Raw genomic sequence first — 12,871 nt, 5'->3', positions numbered from 1 at the left:
CCGATGACCTCCGAAGCGATCACCGCGGACGCCGCGGGCACCTGGCAGCTCGGTGACCTCACCGTCAACCGCGTCGGCTTCGGCGCGATGCGGTTGACGGGTAGCGCCGCCTTCCACCTGGGGGCACCGAGCGACCGGGAGCGGTCGATCTCCGTGCTGCGCAAGGCGGTCGAACTCGGTGTGAACCACATCGACACGGCCGCCTTCTACTTCTCCGCGCTGCGCTCGGCCAACGAGATCATCAACAGCGCGCTGTCGCCGTACGCCGACGACCTGGTCGTCGTCACCAAGGTCGGCCCGTTCCGGAACTACTCGGGGGAGTGGGCCACTTCGGCCCGGCCCGACGACCTGCGCGGCCATGTCGAGGAGAACCTGCGCCAGCTCGGACGCGACCACCTGGACGTCGTCAACCTCCGCCGTATGCGGCAGGACTCCATCGCCGAGCACTTCGGCGCCCTCGCCGAACTGCGTGAGGAGGGCCTGATCCGGCACCTGGGCATCTCCGACGTCGAGCCCCGCCACCTCGCCGAGGCGCAGGCCATCGCCCCCGTGGTGTGCGTGCAGAACCAGTTCGGACTCGACTCGTACGACCCCGCCGCCGACGAACTCCTGCGGATCTGCGGCCAACAGGGCATCGCCTTCGTGCCGTTCTACGCCATAGCCGGCGACCGCGGCCCTCAGGGGGCGGCCGCCACCACCCACGACGACGCGGTCCTCGCCGTCGCGCGGGCCCATGACGCGACACCCACCCAGGTCCGGCTCGCCTGGACCCTGCGACAGGGCCCGCACGTCCTGGCCATCCCCGGCACCGGCAACCCCGACCACCTCGTGGAGAACGTGGCCGCGGGCGCCCTCCGTCTCACCGACGAGGAGGCGGGCACGCTCGACGCGCTGCACCAGAAGGGCGATTGAGGCGGGCCGCCCCTGACACGCGTATGTTCCAAGTCAGCTCAACGGAAAGGGAACCCGAGGTATGTCCGTCATCCACCGCACCACCCTCAAGCCGACCAAGCTCGAGCTGCTGACCGCCTGGTTGCCCACCCGGCCCTGGTACGCCGGTGGACCGGGCGAGCCTGAGCTGTCCAAGGCGGGCGGCTTCCGACTGGACGATCCGCAGGGCGAGGTCGGCATCGAGTTCCTGGTGGCCACCGACACCTCCGGCGCCCACCCGACCGCGTACCTCGTGCCGCTCACCTACCGAGGCGCCCCGCTCCAGGGGGCCGAGCACGCCCTCGTCGGCACGATGGAGCACGGCGTGCTGGGGCCCCGCTGGGCCTACGACGGCTGCCACGACCCGGTGCTTGTCGCCCAGTTGCTCGCCCTGGTCGAGGGCGGCGCGCAGGCCCAGGCCCAGAGCGTCAGCGACACCCCCGACCTGGACGTCACCCGCTCCTACGCGCAGGACGGTCCGCTGCCTTCCACCGCCCTCAACGCTGTCGACGACGAAGCGGGCACCGAGCTGTCCCTCCCGCAGGGGGCCACGCTCCGTCTGCACCGGGTCCCGCGGCCCGCCTCGGACGGCGAGTTCTCCCTCCCGCCGGGCGCGATCGGCCATGTCGCCGGCTCGTGGCGCACACCGGACGACGCCAAGGTCCAGTCGCTGTTCGCCGTTCTGTACCCGGGCGCTTCGGCCTAGGACCGCCTACGCGTGGCTCAGGTCGGCCGCTGCGGCGGGAAGGGCACGGTGCTCTCCCGGCGCGGGCGGCCGACTCCGCGTGACAGACCGGCCGGCCGTCGTTGAAGAAGGGCCTGCGTCATCCGCGGGGCCGTCCCGGCAGGGCCGGGACGGCCCCGCCGGGACACCCCCTGGCTCCCTGCCCCGACCGACTGGCGCCCCCGAAGTTTTACGTATAACCTCACCCGTCAAATCACCCGCTCCGAAAGGTCCTGATGCGACGCGTCGCCCTGGTCACCCTCGTCGTCGACGACTACGACGAGGCGGTCCGCTTCTACACCGAGGCTCTCGGCTTCCACCTCGTCGAGGACACCCCGCGTCCGGACGGCTCCCGCTGGGTCGTCGTACGGCCGGGCCCTCACCAGGACGCCACCGATCTGCTGCTCGCCCGCGCCAAGGACGAGAGCCAGCGGGCCCGCGTCGGGGACCAGACCGGCGGGCGGGTCGGCTTCTTCCTGCACACCGACGACTTCGCCCGCGACCACGCCCGGATGCTCGCCGCGGGCGTGACCTTCCTGGAGCAGCCGCGTCACGAGCCCTACGGCTCGGTCGCCGTCTTCCAGGACCTGTACGGAAACCGCTGGGACCTCCTCCAGCCCACCAACTGAGCCCGACCCGAGAAAGAACACCACGCACATGACCGCGTCCCGCATCGACACCGACACCCTCCGCCGGCTGCCCAAGGCCGTGCTGCACGACCACTTCGACGGCGGGCTGCGCCCCGCGACCGTGGTGGAGCTCGCGGACGCGGTCGGTCACACCCTGCCGACCACCGACCCGGACGCCCTCGCCGCCTGGTACTTCGAGGCCGCCGACTCGGGTGACCTGGTGCGTTACATAGCCACCTTCGAGCACACCCTCGCCGTGCTGCAGACCCGGGAGGGCCTGCTGCGCACGGCCGAGGAGTACGTCCTCGATCTCGCCGCGGACGGCGTCGTCTACGGGGAGGTGCGCTACGCGCCCGAGCTGATGCTGAAGGGCGGGCTGGCCCTGTCCGAGGTCGTCGAGACCGTGCAGGAGGGCCTGGCGGCGGGCATGGCGAAGGCGGCTGCCGCGGGGACGCCGGTGCGGGTCGGCACCCTGCTGTGCGGGATGCGGATGTTCGACCGCACCAGGGAGACCGCCGACCTGGCCGTGGCCTTCCGGGACGCCGGTGTCGTCGGCTTCGACATCGCGGGCGCCGAGGACGGTTTCCCGCCCGCCGACCACCTCGCCGCGTTCGAGCACCTGCGCCGCGAGAACGTCCCGTTCACCATCCACGCCGGCGAGGCGCACGGTCTGCCCAGCATCCACCAGGCGCTCCAGGTGTGCGGCGCCCAGCGCATCGGGCACGGTGTCCGGATCACCGACGACATCGTGGACGGCAAGCTCGGCCGTCTCGCGGGCTGGGTGCGCGATCGTCGTATCGCCCTGGAGATGTGCCCGACGTCGAACCTCCAGACCGGCGCGGCCACCTCGATCGCCGAGCACCCGATCACCGAGCTGAAGGCCCTCGGCTTCCGGGTCACCCTCAACACGGACAACCGTCTGGTGTCGGGCACCACCATGACCCGGGAGATGTCCCTGCTGGTCGAGGAGGCGGGCTGGACGGTCGAGGACCTGCGCACGGTCACGGTGAACGCCCTGAAGAGCGCGTTCGTTCCGTTCGACGAGCGCACGGCCCTCATCGAGGACGTCGTCCTGCCGGGCTACGAAGCCGCGCTCTGAAGCAGCCCCCTGACGTAGGCGGCCTGTCCGGCGTGCTGGAGATCGTCGGACAGGACGCTGATCAGGCGTACGCCCAGGGTGACCGGCGGATCCCAGTGCTCGTCCACGACCTGCTCGAAGTCCTTGGCGGTGAGGGTGCGCAGATACCCGAGTGTCTGTTCGTGCACGGCGTCGTAGTACCCGGTCAGCAGCTCACCGGAGTCGACCCGCACCTTGGCGACCTTGGCGGGGCTGTGCCCGTAGCCGGTGTCGTGGGGCGGGAGGTCGAGGCCGAACCGTTTCTCCCAGCCCTGCGTCAGCCAGACCTGGTCGAGACCGGAGACACCGGCCACATGGTCGTCCTGGACCCGGGTGAGGTGCCAGACGAGCCAGGAGACGGAGTTCGCGTCGGGGGCCGGACGGGCGGCGAGGTCGTCGGGGTCGAGGCCCTCGACGGCGGCGTGGACCTCTTCCTGGATGCGGCTGTACGCGTCGATGAGGATGTCCTTGGCATGCATAGGGTCCACCATCGCGCATCTTCGTCCGTCATGCGCCCTCTGTCTCCAGAAGTGTCATCAGCGCCCGCGCGGCCGGACTTGCCGCCTGCGGAGGCGGCAGCAGCGCGACCGTCTCGTACGCCGCGTCGTCGGTGCCCTTGAGCGGGAGGGCGGTGAGGCCCTCCCGCTTGTGCCGGAAGTGCCGGGGCACGACGGCGATACCGAGGTTCTCGTCCACCAGGTCGAGGAGGCTGTGCACGTCGTTCACCTCCAGCGCGACCGTCCGCCGTACGCCCGCCGCGGCGAACGCGGCGTCGGTGATCCGACGCGGCCCCCAGTCCGGATGGAAGTCCACGAAGACCTCGGCGCCGATCTCCTCCGGGGTCACCGCCGCGCCGACGGTCGCGAGCGGATGGTCGGGATGGCACAGCACGGTCATCGGCTCACTGGTCAGGGCTACGGAACGCAGCTGGTCGGAGTCGGCCCGGGTGCGTACCGCGAAGGCCAGGTCGAGACGGCCGGCGGCGACCTCCTCGGCGAGCGCGCCCGCCCCCGCCTGCCGCAGCCGGATCTCCACGTCCGGGTGATGCCGCCGGAACGCGGCCAGCAACCGTGCCACGTGTACGCCCGCGATGCACTGCTCGGTGCCCAGTGCGAGGGTGCCGCGCAGGACGCCCTGCACGGCGGCGACGGCCTCGTGCGCGGACCGCACCTGTGCGAGGATCCGTTCGGCCTCGCTCAGCAGCGCCCGCCCGGCCTCGGTGAGCGTCACCCGGCGGGTCGTCCGCACGAACAGCGGGGTCTGGAGCTCCCGCTCCAGCGCCCGGATGGAGGCCGACAGGCCGGACTGGGACACCATCAGCCGTTCGGCGGCCCGGGTGAAGTGCTGGTCCTCGGCGACCGCGACGAAGTGCTGGAGATGGCGCAGTTCCATGATTGAGAAGCCTATCCGCTGAATTCCATCGGATTCTCCTGTTGGACCACTGTCCCACGTCACGACAGAGTGGGCATCGGTTCACAGGGAACCAGGTTCACCGTGCCAACCCCTCTGGAGTCGCGTTGTACACCGCACACCCCGACCGTTACGCGGACATGCCCTACCGGCGCACCGGACGCAGCGGCCTGAAGCTTCCCGCGCTGTCGCTCGGCCTGTGGCACAACTTCGGCCCGGACCGGTCCGTCGAGACACAGCGCGCCATCCTGCGCCGTGCCTTCGACCTCGGGGTCACCCACTTCGACCTGGCCAACAACTACGGCCCGCCGCCCGGCTCCGCCGAGTCCGCCTTCGGCGAGACGCTGAAGACAGACTTCGCCTCCTACCGCGACGAACTGGTCGTCTCGACCAAGGCGGGCCACCTGATGTGGTCCGGTCCGTACGGCGAGTGGGGTTCGCGCAAGTACCTGCTGTCCTCGCTGGACCAGAGCCTGAAGCGGATGGGCCTGGACTACGTCGACATCTTCTACTCGCACCGCCCCGACCCGGAGACTCCCCTGGAGGAGACGATGGGCGCGCTGCACTCGGCCGTCCAGCAGGGCAAGGCGCTGTACGTCGGCATCTCCAACTACTCGGCCGAGCAGACCCGTGAGGCGGCCCGCATCCTGGGCGAGCTGGGCACCCCGCTGCTCATCCACCAGCCGCGCTACTCGATGCTCGACCGCCGCCCCGAGGACCAGGGAGTCCTCGACGCGCTGGACGAGCTCCAGGTCGGCTCGATCGTCTTCTCCCCGCTGGAGCAGGGCCTGCTGACCGGCCGCTATCTCGACGGCATCCCCGAGGACTCGCGGGCGGCGAGCGACAGCCCGTTCCTGAACTCGGACGCGGTCACCGAGGACCTGGTAGGGCAGCTGCGCGAGCTGAACGGCATCGCCGAGTCCCGCGGCCAGACCCTGGCCCAGCTGGCGCTGGCCTGGGTGCTGCGGGGCGGCAGGGTGACCTCCGCCCTGGTCGGCGCGAGCAGCCCGAAGCAGGTCGAGGACAGCGTCGGCGCCATCCGCAACCTGGACTTCGACGCGGAGGAGCTGGCCCGGATCGACGCGATCTTGAAGCGGTGAGCCCCATGGTGTGCGGGGCGTGACCCCAGGGCGTGCGGGTCATGATCCGCACGCCCTCGGCAGCGGCCGTGCGCCGACCTCCGGGTCGGTACCCGGCCGCGGTCAGCCGAGCCGCTCTTCCAGCCGCACGGTCACCGTGTCCCCCGCCTCCTTGCCGATGGCCCGGCGCACCTCTGCCTTCACCGGCAGCATGTGCGTGCCGTCCCCGAGGGCCATGAACGAGCTCTGGAAGGGCTGCCCGTCGATGGTGCCGCGGACCTTGACGAGTCCCCGGGTGCCGAAGAACTCCACGGAAGCGGGCCAGCGGACACAGGTCCAGCTGCCTTTCTCCGCGTTCTTGCTCAGCTCGGCGGTGAATTCCGCGTCCACTCTTCCGGTCGTGGCCATGACGCCCTCCGCTGTCAGTGGTCTCCCCAAGGGAGACTCCCCGTTCAGAAGACCACCGGCAGCGCGAAAACTCATCGCGACGACGTCCCTCACACTCCCGCGGGCACCCGGTCCAGGAAACCGAACACGGCCTTGATCCGGCCGTCCGCGTCCAGGGTGATCACGTCGGAGCCGGCCACCGGCGCCGAGCCGTCGGTCTCGCTGACCAGCTCCCAGGAGAAGCGCGCGGTGTCGTGGTGCCCGTCCACCGCGCCGGTCAGCCGGAAGGCGAAGCCCGGGAACTGCGCATGGGCGCCCGCGATCACCGCCGCGATCTGCTCGTGGCCGCCCACATCGGCGAGCGGGTCGGTGTAACTGCCGTCCGCGGTCCAGGCGGCGGCGACCGCCTTGACCCGCGCCTCGGGCTCCCGGGCATTCCAGGCCTCGAAGTAGCGGGCGACGGCAATCTCGTGACGGTCGGTGTTCGCGGGCATGGGAGATCAGCCTCCATCGAGGACGTATCCACTGGTCGGAAGCCGGATCCGGGCTCTCGCCGATCCGGTACCGCAACCCTGCCCGGATCGGCGCCGCGGGTCGATTACCCCTCAGGTAATGACGGCCTTGGCGGGCACGCGTGACATTTCGGCCATGAAAGGCTGTGAATATGCCAGGAGACTGGCCGGAAAGTTGTGGTGACAGTGTTTCAGTAGTGAACATACTCAACAGCTAGGGCACTTCACATCCAGCGAAGAGCCGGTCACGCACAGCGCATGAGCCGCACCGAAGGCGAGGCCCGGCCAGCAGGCCGGCAGAGCGACGGGGGGAGTGGATCGTGCACGACGAGTTCTTGTGCCACGTCACGGGGTACGGCACCTGTGGCGGTCGGCGCATCGGCGTACCCCTGGGGACCTACCGCGCTCCCACCCTCGCTCTCGCCCTGTGGTGGCTGCGCGACCGCGCCTCCTGGATGGCCGACCGGCTCGACCCCCGGCCGGAGGCCGAGCACTTACCGACCGGTGCGCTCGTTCCCGTCGCCGACACGGTGGCCGACGTGCCCGCCGTACTGCGCGCCTGGTGCGCGAACCCGGCCCAACAGGAGCTGGTCGCCTACGAGTTGGCCGCCGGGCGACTGGTGCGGATCGCCGCCTTCGACGACACCACCGAGTATGAACTGCTGGCGGAGTCGGTGGACGCCCTGCGGATGCAGCGCACCGCCGCGACCCTCTTCGCGCCCGTCGCCTGAGCGGCGTCCGCCCGAACTCGTCCTGGAGACCGAGACCGGCTCCACGGTGATGAGTCCGGGCCATGACTACCACGTCGGGCGCGACCCGTTGAGCGAGATCGTCATCGACGACGTCCGGGTCTCCGGGCATTACGCCGTACTGCGGCCTCAGGGCGGCCACTGGACCCTCCAGGACGACAACAGCACCAACGGCACCTACGCCGACGGCCGCCGGGTGCAGGAGTGGGGAGTGGGCCCCGGCAGCGTCATCCGCTTCGGAAACCCGTCCGACGGCCCCCGCGTGGTCCTCGCCGCCCTTCCGGAGCCCGTCCCGCGGCGCTCGTGGGCCGGGTCCATGCCCGCACGCACCGGCACTTTCCGGCAGCCCACTTCCGTGCGACGACCTGGTCGTCTCCCGTCGGCATGCCGAACTGCGTGCCCTGCCGTACGGGACGTACGAGATCGTCGACCTCGGCTGCCACAACGGTCCAGTTCCCCGCGTCGACCAGGTGCCCGTACAGCTCGATCAACTCGCGGACGGCCAGGCGGTCTTCGAGTGTAGTGTCATGCCCTGCCCTTTCGTCGACAGGTCGCACGCCCCCATACCCGGCCTCACCGGTGCCAGCCGTTCGCGGCCGCGCCACGCCGTCGCACCGGGCGCGCCAGCAGCCCGCCGAGCAAGCCGGCGACCAGACCCCACAGCGAGGCCAGTCCGAGCGCCGACCACAGCTCGGGCCTGAGGAACAACTCCCCGCCCAGGTCGCCGCCGAGATCGCCGATGCCGAGCAGGGACAGGCCGTAGTGCGAGGAGATCCGGCCGACGAGGCAGATCATGAGCACCGTGAGCGTCAGGGCCACCGCCATGTGCAGGGCGTGCTGCCAGGCGCGTGTCCGGGCCGGTGACCTGGCCGCCATCACGAAGGCGGTGGCCAGCAGCAGAACCGCGTCGACGGCCACCAGCCACCACACCCGGCTGTCGTACTCGGCCATCGTGCCGAGGTTCAGCGACGCGGTGTCCCGGCCGCGCAGCACCTCGTCGAGCACATGCGGCATGGGCAGTTCGAACGGTCCCTCCACCCTGCCGTTCCAGGTGGCGCCCAGACCGATCGTGAGCGTGAGCCAGGCCAGGTTCGGCATGCCGAGCAGGATCAACGCGCAGGTGTCCGCCGCGTGGCCCCGGGTCGCCGCGACGACGAGTCCGATGAGGACACCCAGGACCACGCACGCGAGCAGCAGCACGACCATGGCGTGCGCGGCCGGGCGCACCGACTCCTGGAAGCGCAGCAGCCCCGGCGGCAGCGGAGCCCCACGCGACACCAGCAGCGCCAGCGCCAGCACACCGGCGAGCCACAGCAGGCCGAGGACGAGGGTCAGCGGCACGTCCGTGGTGAAGCCGACCTTCGGCGCCACGCCGAACAGATCCCCGAGGTCAGTCAGCGTGTCGTCCCCGAGGGAGAGCGCGAAGGTCTGGCGCGCCGCGTAGGCCAGAGCGAGGAGCGCCGCCAGCCACAGCGCGACGATCCGGGCCGCCCAGCCGGCCAGTTCGGTGGCTCGGGCGACCGCCCGGTGCCGCAGCGGACGCAGGAAGCCCGTGCCGAGCGCCAGGACACCCACGAGCGTGACCGACAGCGGAATCACCGTCAGTACCGCCCGGGTGTCGGCGAGGTCCCCGGCGTTTCCCGACAGCTCGATCGTGCCGCCCACGGCCGTCACGACGGTGGCCGCGACCACACGGGGGAACGCGTTGTCGGGGAGGTCCGCCGCGCCGGCCGCCCACAGTCCCAGCGCGGCGGTCGCGCCCATGACGATCACCGCGCCCACCACCGTGACCGCGGCCTGCGCCCAGCCGTGGCGGGCGGCGACTGCCTGGTCGGAAGGGAATGGCGGACTCGCGGGCGGACTCACGCTGCCACGCCAAGCAGCCGCCGCGTCCCGCGCCCGCCGGGAGGGCCGTCCGCGTCGGCTTGCGGGCGACGCCGAATCCGGGCACACAATGGGGCGTTGTGGAAATAAGCGGCGCAATGGATCGAAAGCCGCTGTGTCCCGCGTGGGGAAGAGGGGCTCGTTGTCGGGCCCTTCGAGCCGCCGACCACCGAACCCTCGACCGACGAGCCACCGCCGTCGGACACCTCGCCCCCCTCGTCCTGCGAGTCTCCCCGCTCCTCCGGCGCGACCGGTACGGTGACGGCGCGCCCCTCGTGCCGAGCACGACGATCAGCTCAGGCCGGCGTAAGGGGCGTCACGAGGATGGGGGGACTGCGTTGCCCGGCTCGGGGTACGAGCACTGGTGCAGCAGCGTCCGGCCAGTCCGGCATTCGAGAGAGAAACGCATGATCGAGCACCTGGACGGGGCAGTGATACCGACTGGTTTCGACGTACCCGTGGAACCGCTACGGCGGGCGGCGCACTACACCGGTGAACCGGGATGCATAGCCGAGGCACGGGCCTTCACCGCGGGCTTCCTGGAGCAGCTCAGGACCGAGTGGTGCGCTGACGTGGACCGTCGCACGGAGGGTGACCTGCTCCTGGTGGTCAGCGAGCTGGTCACCAACGCGGACCGGCACAGCAAAGGTCCGTACATCCTGGAACTGGAAGGCACGGACGCCTCGGTGGCGGTGGTGGTCTACGACAGCAGTGTCGCCCTGCCCCGGCGCTTCCCCAAGGATCCCCAACGCATCGGCCGGCACGGACTCGAGATCGTCCACGCGCTGGCCGCCGAGATCGCTGTCGAACGGGTGCCGGTCGGCAAGCGGGTACGCGTCGTCATGGGACTGAGGCTGACCGCTGAGGCCGAGCGGGGAATGACAGCTGACCGCTGACTGAGGCCACGGAGGCCCTCGGTCAGCGATCGCGGGTGCCGCCCCCTTGCTTCCGCGTGGGGGCGGCACCCGCGATCGATGAACGGTTCGGGTGGGTCAGGCGCAGCCCAGCTCGCCCAGCATGCCCTGGCGCAGTCGGCTGATGATCCGCTTGATCAGTCGGGACACATGCATCTGCGAGCAGCCGAGGCGCTCGCCGATCTCCGCCTGGGTGGCCTCCTCCACGAACCTCAGGTGGATGATCTGCCGGTCGCGTTCGCTCAGTTCGGCCATCAGCGGGGCGAGGGACTGGAAGTCCTCCACGAGCCGCAGCCCGTCCTCCTCGACACCGAGGAAGTCGGCGAGGACGGCCTCGCCGCCCTCGGGCCCGTCACCGGTGAGCGCGGCGTCCAGCGACGAGGAGTTGTAGCCGTTCGAGGCGATCTGGGCCTCGACCACCTCTTTCTCGGCGATGTTCATCAGCGTGGCGAGCTCGGGCACGGTCGGGTCGCGGTCCAGGCGGCTGGCGAGCTCCTCCCGGGCCTTGGCCAGCTCCACGCGCAGCTCCTGCAACCGCCTCGGCACGTGCACGGCCCAGGTGGTGTCACGGAAGAACCGCTTGATCTCGCCGACGATGTAGGGCAGCGCGAACGACGTGAACTCGACCTCGCGTGCCAGTTCGAAGCGGTCGATGGCCTTGATCAGGCCGATCATCCCGGTCTGGACGATGTCCTCCATGTCGTCGCCGCGGCCGCGGAACCGGCCTGCCGCGAACCGCACGAGGGACATGTTCATCTCGATCAGCGTGTTGCGCGCGTACTGGTATTCGTACGTGCCTTCCTCAAGCTCCGTCAGGCGCTTGAAGAACTGGCGGGAAAGCGCTCGCGCGTCGCGTGGCGCGACGGTCCGCGGGTTCTCGACTCCAGGCAGCGGCGTGTCACCCGTCGTCCTGGTCCCGGCGGTCTGCCTCACGACCTGTGCCTCCGGCCGGATCACGGCGGTGTCCATTACCTCTCCCACGAAAGTCACAGCTCGACCTCTGCCTCTTCGGCCTCGGTTGTCCCGGGTCCTGCTCCAAGTTGCGGCCTGCGGGTACCCCCATCACAGGGACGTATGCCCGTCGGCCGCGAAACAACGAACAGGTTCAGGTCCTTCGGTCTGTCGCCTACCCGGGCCGTGACGGCGCATGCCCATGGAGTGGCCGCAGGCGGAAAATCGGTGGCGAGCCGCGGCCGCGAGCGCGGATGCCTGTCGGCGTGACCGATCCCGTGGGAACACCTCGGAGATGAGGCGGGCGGGCCCGGAGGCCGAGGGGCCGGCCCGCCGCGCGCTCTCGCCGTCGAGTCTCTGACTGCCGGGGCCGCTGCGCCATCTGGCTGAAAAGGAGCGGTACCGGTTCCGCGGAGCGAGGGCCGAGGAGGGCGTCCCTCGGCTCTGCCGCACCGAGCCGTGATTCCACCCAGGGCGGAATGCCCGGCCCTGCGTGGTCCAGAAAACCTAGTCTGAAGACGTGAGCAACCAAGCGCCGAACCAAGCCCGCGTGATTCCCCTGCGCCCGCCTGCCGCGCGCCCGGGGAACGCCCGCCCCGCGTCCGAACGCCCCGCCGCGTCCCCGCCCCGCCAGGCGCCGCCGGCCCCCGCTCCCCTCGAACCCCGCGCGCCGAAGGAACCCCTGTGGCGCGACCTGGTCGGTGACGTCCTGCGCCGCGAACGCCTCGCCCAGGACCGCACCCTCAAGGACGTCGCCGACGCGGCCCGGATCTCCATGCCGTACCTCTCGGAGGTCGAGCGCGGCCGCAAGGAGGCCTCCTCGGAGGTCCTCGCGGCCGCCGCCCACGCTCTCGGCCTGGGGCTCGGCGACCTGCTGTCGCTGGCCCACGGAGAGCTCAGCCGACAGCGGCACACCGGTCGCAGGGCGTCGGGCACGCCGTACAACGGGCTCTGCCTGGCCGCCTGAGCGACTGCCGGCGCCTCAGACTCCGACGAGGCGCCGGCTCACCACCTCGTCGGCCAGCCCGTATGCCACGGCTTCCTGCGCTGTGAACACCTTGTCGCGGTCCATGTCCGCGCGCAGCGTCGCGATGTCGTGGTGCGTGTGGCGGGCCAGCACCTCCTCGACCTGGGCGCGGATCCGGACCATCTCCTTGGCCTGGAGGGCGAGATCGGACACCGTGCCCTGCCGTCCGCCGCTGGCCGGCTGCCCGAGCAGCACCCGCGCGTGCTCAAGGACGAACCGCCGCCCGGGATCCCCTCCGGCCAGCAGGACGGCCGCCGTGGAGGCCGCCTGTCCGACGCAGAACGTCGAGATCGGCGCCTGGACGTACGTCATCGTGTCGTAGATCGCCATCAGTGAAGTGAACGATCCGCCGGGCGAGTTGATGTAGATCGCGATCTCGCTCTCCGGCGCCGACGACTCCAGATGGAGGAGCTGCGCGATGACGACGTTCGACACGCCGTCGTCGATCTCGGTGCCGAGGAAGATGATCCGCTCCGACAGGAGCCTGCTGAACACGTCGTACGACCGCTCGCCCTGCGGGGTCCGCTCGACGACGTTCGGAATCGTGTAGCTCCCCAT

At 70.8% G+C, this 12,871-nt stretch carries 15 protein-coding genes and 1 pseudogene; 9 read left to right on the top strand and 7 right to left on the bottom strand.

What is annotated here, in order from left to right; translation table 11 throughout:
- The first annotated feature begins 3 nt into the window (after window positions 1-3).
- The 4 genes from AB0H86_RS21700 to AB0H86_RS21685 all read left to right on the top strand — a co-directional run bounded on the left by AB0H86_RS21700 (window position 4) and on the right by AB0H86_RS21685 (window position 3,382).
- A complete protein-coding gene (locus tag AB0H86_RS21700; RefSeq protein ID WP_362440932.1) occupies window positions 4-912 on the top strand; it encodes an oxidoreductase in 909 nt (302 codons plus the stop codon).
- Window positions 913-973: 61 nt separating this feature from the next.
- Window positions 974-1,636 (top strand): 1,4-alpha-glucan branching protein, encoded by a 663-nt coding sequence (locus AB0H86_RS21695; RefSeq protein ID WP_362440929.1) that lies wholly within the window; start codon window positions 974-976, stop codon window positions 1,634-1,636.
- 254 nt (window positions 1,637-1,890) lie between these two features.
- Window positions 1,891-2,283 carry a VOC family protein gene (locus AB0H86_RS21690; RefSeq protein ID WP_362440926.1) on the top strand — a complete coding sequence of 131 codons (393 nt, stop codon included), beginning with the start codon at window positions 1,891-1,893 and terminating at the stop codon, window positions 2,281-2,283.
- Between the two features lie 28 nt (window positions 2,284-2,311).
- Window positions 2,312-3,382 (top strand): adenosine deaminase, encoded by a 1,071-nt coding sequence (locus AB0H86_RS21685; RefSeq protein WP_362440923.1) that lies wholly within the window; start codon window positions 2,312-2,314, stop codon window positions 3,380-3,382.
- On the opposite strand, the gene AB0H86_RS21680 is transcribed toward AB0H86_RS21685, so the two are convergent.
- Both AB0H86_RS21680 and AB0H86_RS21675 read right to left on the bottom strand, forming a co-directional pair.
- Window positions 3,364-3,879: a DUF664 domain-containing protein gene (locus AB0H86_RS21680; protein WP_362440920.1), complete on the bottom strand. Its 516-nt coding sequence runs from the start codon at window positions 3,877-3,879 to the stop codon at window positions 3,364-3,366. The genes AB0H86_RS21685 and AB0H86_RS21680 overlap by 19 nt on opposite strands.
- 28 nt (window positions 3,880-3,907) lie before the next feature.
- On the bottom strand, window positions 3,908-4,792 hold the full coding sequence (locus tag AB0H86_RS21675) for a LysR substrate-binding domain-containing protein (RefSeq protein ID WP_362440916.1): 885 nt from the start codon (window positions 4,790-4,792) through the stop codon (window positions 3,908-3,910).
- Window positions 4,793-4,917: 125 nt separating this feature from the next.
- Between AB0H86_RS21675 and mgrA the strand changes: the two genes are divergently transcribed.
- A complete protein-coding gene (gene mgrA, locus AB0H86_RS21670) occupies window positions 4,918-5,910 on the top strand; it encodes an L-glyceraldehyde 3-phosphate reductase (RefSeq protein ID WP_362440913.1) in 993 nt (330 codons plus the stop codon).
- 102 nt (window positions 5,911-6,012) lie between these two features.
- Here the strand turns inward: mgrA and AB0H86_RS21665 are convergent, their stop codons facing one another.
- Together AB0H86_RS21665 and AB0H86_RS21660 are read right to left on the bottom strand one after the other, a co-directional pair.
- The gene (locus AB0H86_RS21665) at window positions 6,013-6,297 is read right to left on the bottom strand and encodes a DUF1905 domain-containing protein (RefSeq protein WP_362440910.1); all 285 of its coding nucleotides are present in this window, start codon (window positions 6,295-6,297) and stop codon (window positions 6,013-6,015) included.
- An 89-nt stretch (window positions 6,298-6,386) separates the two neighbouring features.
- Window positions 6,387-6,770, bottom strand: a complete 384-nt coding sequence (locus tag AB0H86_RS21660) for a nuclear transport factor 2 family protein (RefSeq protein WP_362440907.1) — start codon at window positions 6,768-6,770, stop codon at window positions 6,387-6,389.
- A 338-nt stretch (window positions 6,771-7,108) separates the two neighbouring features.
- Between AB0H86_RS21660 and AB0H86_RS21655 the strand changes: the two genes are divergently transcribed.
- Together AB0H86_RS21655 and AB0H86_RS21650 are read left to right on the top strand one after the other, a co-directional pair.
- Window positions 7,109-7,519: a hypothetical protein gene (locus AB0H86_RS21655; RefSeq protein WP_362440904.1), complete on the top strand. Its 411-nt coding sequence runs from the start codon at window positions 7,109-7,111 to the stop codon at window positions 7,517-7,519.
- A gap of 49 nt (window positions 7,520-7,568) precedes the next feature.
- Window positions 7,569-7,986 (top strand): annotated as a pseudogene (locus AB0H86_RS21650) (FHA domain-containing protein); the annotation flags it as partial.
- A gap of 124 nt (window positions 7,987-8,110) precedes the next feature.
- Here the strand turns inward: AB0H86_RS21650 and AB0H86_RS21645 are convergent.
- Window positions 8,111-9,403, bottom strand: coding sequence for a streptophobe family protein (locus tag AB0H86_RS21645; protein ID WP_362440901.1), 1,293 nt, complete (start codon window positions 9,401-9,403; stop codon window positions 8,111-8,113).
- Between the two features lie 425 nt (window positions 9,404-9,828).
- On the opposite strand from AB0H86_RS21645, the gene AB0H86_RS21640 reads away from it, so the two are divergent.
- Window positions 9,829-10,317: an ATP-binding protein gene (locus AB0H86_RS21640; RefSeq protein ID WP_362440898.1), complete on the top strand. Its 489-nt coding sequence runs from the start codon at window positions 9,829-9,831 to the stop codon at window positions 10,315-10,317.
- A gap of 96 nt (window positions 10,318-10,413) precedes the next feature.
- Here AB0H86_RS21640 and AB0H86_RS21635 read toward each other — a convergent pair whose 3' ends face one another.
- The gene (locus AB0H86_RS21635) at window positions 10,414-11,304 is read right to left on the bottom strand and encodes an RNA polymerase sigma factor SigF (protein ID WP_362440895.1); all 891 of its coding nucleotides are present in this window, start codon (window positions 11,302-11,304) and stop codon (window positions 10,414-10,416) included.
- Between the two features lie 502 nt (window positions 11,305-11,806).
- On the opposite strand from AB0H86_RS21635, the gene AB0H86_RS21630 reads away from it, so the two are divergent.
- Window positions 11,807-12,253: a helix-turn-helix transcriptional regulator gene (locus AB0H86_RS21630; protein WP_362440892.1), complete on the top strand. Its 447-nt coding sequence runs from the start codon at window positions 11,807-11,809 to the stop codon at window positions 12,251-12,253.
- Between the two features lie 15 nt (window positions 12,254-12,268).
- Here AB0H86_RS21630 and AB0H86_RS21625 read toward each other — a convergent pair whose 3' ends face one another.
- Window positions 12,269-12,871, bottom strand: coding sequence for an ATP-dependent Clp protease proteolytic subunit (locus AB0H86_RS21625; protein WP_362440889.1), 603 nt, complete (start codon window positions 12,869-12,871; stop codon window positions 12,269-12,271).

The sequence above is a fragment of the Streptomyces sp. NPDC050997 genome (assembly GCF_040660135.1).
In the GTDB taxonomy this organism is placed as follows: domain Bacteria; phylum Actinomycetota; class Actinomycetes; order Streptomycetales; family Streptomycetaceae; genus Streptomyces.
The sequence above is the reverse complement of the archived record's forward strand: the minus strand, read 5'-3'. Positions and strand labels throughout refer to the sequence as shown.

What these genes read in the sequence shown, in the direction of transcription:
- AB0H86_RS21700 (WP_362440932.1), top strand. Translation starts at nt 4, where the DNA reads ATGACCTCCGAAGCGATCACCGCGGACGCCGCGGGCACCTGGCAGCTC.
- AB0H86_RS21695 (WP_362440929.1), top strand. Translation starts at nt 974, where the DNA reads ATGTCCGTCATCCACCGCACCACCCTCAAGCCGACCAAGCTCGAGCTG.
- AB0H86_RS21690 (WP_362440926.1), top strand. Translation starts at nt 1,891, where the DNA reads ATGCGACGCGTCGCCCTGGTCACCCTCGTCGTCGACGACTACGACGAG.
- AB0H86_RS21685 (WP_362440923.1), top strand. Translation starts at nt 2,312, where the DNA reads ATGACCGCGTCCCGCATCGACACCGACACCCTCCGCCGGCTGCCCAAG.
- AB0H86_RS21680 (WP_362440920.1), bottom strand. Translation starts at nt 3,879, where the DNA reads ATGCATGCCAAGGACATCCTCATCGACGCGTACAGCCGCATCCAGGAA.
- AB0H86_RS21675 (WP_362440916.1), bottom strand. Translation starts at nt 4,792, where the DNA reads ATGGAACTGCGCCATCTCCAGCACTTCGTCGCGGTCGCCGAGGACCAG.
- AB0H86_RS21665 (WP_362440910.1), bottom strand. Translation starts at nt 6,297, where the DNA reads ATGGCCACGACCGGAAGAGTGGACGCGGAATTCACCGCCGAGCTGAGC.
- AB0H86_RS21660 (WP_362440907.1), bottom strand. Translation starts at nt 6,770, where the DNA reads ATGCCCGCGAACACCGACCGTCACGAGATTGCCGTCGCCCGCTACTTC.
- AB0H86_RS21640 (WP_362440898.1), top strand. Translation starts at nt 9,829, where the DNA reads ATGATCGAGCACCTGGACGGGGCAGTGATACCGACTGGTTTCGACGTA.
- AB0H86_RS21635 (WP_362440895.1), bottom strand. Translation starts at nt 11,304, where the DNA reads ATGGACACCGCCGTGATCCGGCCGGAGGCACAGGTCGTGAGGCAGACC.
- AB0H86_RS21625 (WP_362440889.1), bottom strand. Translation starts at nt 12,871, where the DNA reads ATGGGGAGCTACACGATTCCGAACGTCGTCGAGCGGACCCCGCAGGGC.